Raw genomic sequence first — 2,391 nt, 5'->3', positions numbered from 1 at the left:
ACCACGGTAAAAAAACAGCAGGCAAAGGGAGCGCCTCCCCTGTCTCCCCTGCAGAAACAGGATATCTCCTCTTTCAATTTGGTAGGTATATCGGGAAGCGATCAAAGCGGTTGGCGGGCCATTGTGGAAGACAGTGAGAAGAAGTTTTATCCGATTGTTGAAGGAACCTTGATCGGTCTTGAGGAGGGGCGAGTGTCAAGCATAAAACCGGATCGTGTGATCGTAGCCGTCAAACCGGTCGATCAAAGAGGGAAGATCAATTATATCACCATCCTGTTACACAAGGATACCGAGGGAACACCATGAAGAAAAACAGACGATGTCTCATCATTGGTTTAATGGCGTTTTTCTTGTTGGCTGTCGTTGCCCCCGCATCGTTCGCGGCGGCCGTCAACACTGGGAAGACGGGTGCGCCGGCGGATAAGTATTTTGAAACGACGGCCTATCTTCAGGATATCGCTTTTGAAAAGCTTCCCGGGAAGGAGAGGGTGATTCTCGGTTTCTCCGAAGCCTCCGGGGCAATCATTGAAAACAGGAATGCGCACAGTGTCATTGCCATTATGGCCAATACCTATATTCCAGAGGACTTTCGTCAGCCCCTCGGCGTCGGGAAGCTCGATAATGTCCACAATATTTCCGCATCACAACAGGATAAGGACGGGCAACCCTGGGGTTATGTGACGATGGAAATGAAGGAACGCGTGCCCTATATGGTTCGCAAGGACGGGGTAAGGATTCTGATTGATTTCAATGTTCCCGGTTTTGCCGGGAAAGCAAATCGTCCCCGGGATACGGGGCTGGAGAAAAGACAAGGGTATGCGGCGAGGAATGCAGGGGAGGCCTTGCCTTCCGGCAGGAACCAGGGGGCGCCGGATCCTTTTGAGACAAACCTGAATAAGCTTATTTCTATAGATTTCCAGGAAGCGAATATTAAAAGTGTGCTGCGTCTTTTAGCGGAGGAGGGGGGCGTCAGCATCGCTTCGGGTGATGATGTGAAAGGCAATGTCACCCTTACCCTGAAGAAGGTGACCTGGCAGGAGGCCTTTGAAACGGTGCTGGCGGTGCAGGGGCTGGGTAAGGTGAAGGAAGGTGATGTGTTCATCGTCAAAACCATAGATCGCATGCGTAAAGAAGAAAAAACAAAGTCTGACGAAGCGGCGGACCGGGTAAAACGCCAAGTCTTGCAAGAAATCGCCGAACAGGAAAAGCGCGTCAAGGACGGGCGTTTACCGCAGATATCCATTGAAGCAAAAATCGTTGAAGTCACGCGCAGCGGTTCCCGTGATTTGGGAATTCTCTGGGGAACCAGTTGGAAAAACAGATGGGGCGGTAAGGACGTCGGCTTTATTTTCGGCAATAGCCCCGTCATGCAGGGTCAAACGACATCGACCGACATCACCACGCCAAGTTCCGGTTCCGTGGGTTTGGCCGTCAACTTTCCGTCCGCCACCACCACGCCGAACCCCGCCCTTGGTGTGATTGTCTCCTCGGCCAACGCCGTGCTGGCGGCCAAACTCGAAGCCCTTGAATCAGTAGGAGACGGGCGTATTGTTTCGGCCCCCAAGGTAACGACCCTGGATAACGAGAAGGCAAAAATCGGACAGGGCGAGGAAATCCCCTACGTGAGCCGCGATGAGGACGGTGTGCAAAAAGTGGAAATGAAAGACGCCAAGCTGGAGCTCGAAGTGACGCCCAAGATCACCTCGGAGGGCAAAATATCGATGAAGGTCCTTGCGACCAACAAAGCGGCTGATTGGAATAAAGTCAATAAAAATGACGAAAATCCGCCGTTGGTTGCGAGTAATGTGGAATCCAAGGTGGTTGTCAGTGATGGTGATACCCTGGTCCTTGGCGGGATCATGAAAAAGTACGAGACCACAACCACGACAGGGATCCCTTTTTTGTCAAAAATCCCTGTCATGGGCTGGTTGTTCAAGTCACAATCCGATCTCACAGAGGAAAGGGAATTGCTTATCTTCATCACCCCGCGGATCGTAAAAGAAACATAAGGCAATTTGAAAAAAGTTTAAAAGGGGCCCGGGCAGTGCGAAACGGCCCCTTTTTTGTTTTTGCCGGAAACAAATACGCACCCTGCACAAGAGGGCCATCAAGAAATGTCCACAATTCCGAATGAGGCGTTCATTGACGTCCGGTCACGCAAGTAATGTTTGCAATTTCGCGTAACGAGTCCATCGACATCTTCCGATTACGCTGCCTTTCGTAGTGCTGTCCGTTGCTCTTCCATGAGCGACGGTTTCACATAACATCTTCCTGTCGACCAGTCTTCGCCATATTCAATCAGGTAGGCGCTGACAAGGCGAAGATAACGATCCATGCCGGGAAAGATGCCCGCAACCTGGGATTGTCACCCAATCTCGCGATGGAGGCGTT

2 protein-coding genes are annotated in these 2,391 nt (G+C 51.5%); both read left to right on the top strand.

Going from position 1 to position 2,391, the window contains the following annotated elements; all coding sequences use genetic code 11:
• Nucleotides 1-306 (top strand): pilus assembly protein PilP (locus GX147_10065; GenBank protein ID NLN61017.1); only part of this gene is annotated, 306 nt, incomplete at its 5' end.
• Entirely contained in the window at nucleotides 303-2,009 is a 1,707-nt protein-coding gene (locus GX147_10060; protein ID NLN61016.1) for a hypothetical protein, read from the top strand. The genes GX147_10065 and GX147_10060, both read left to right, overlap by 4 nt.
• Nucleotides 2,010-2,391 lie beyond the last annotated feature (382 nt).

Source organism: Deltaproteobacteria bacterium (genome assembly GCA_012522415.1).
Lineage (GTDB): Bacteria > Desulfobacterota > Syntrophia > Syntrophales > JAAYKM01 > JAAYKM01.
Note: the sequence above shows the minus strand (reverse complement) of the source record. Positions and strands in the feature narration are given on the sequence as shown.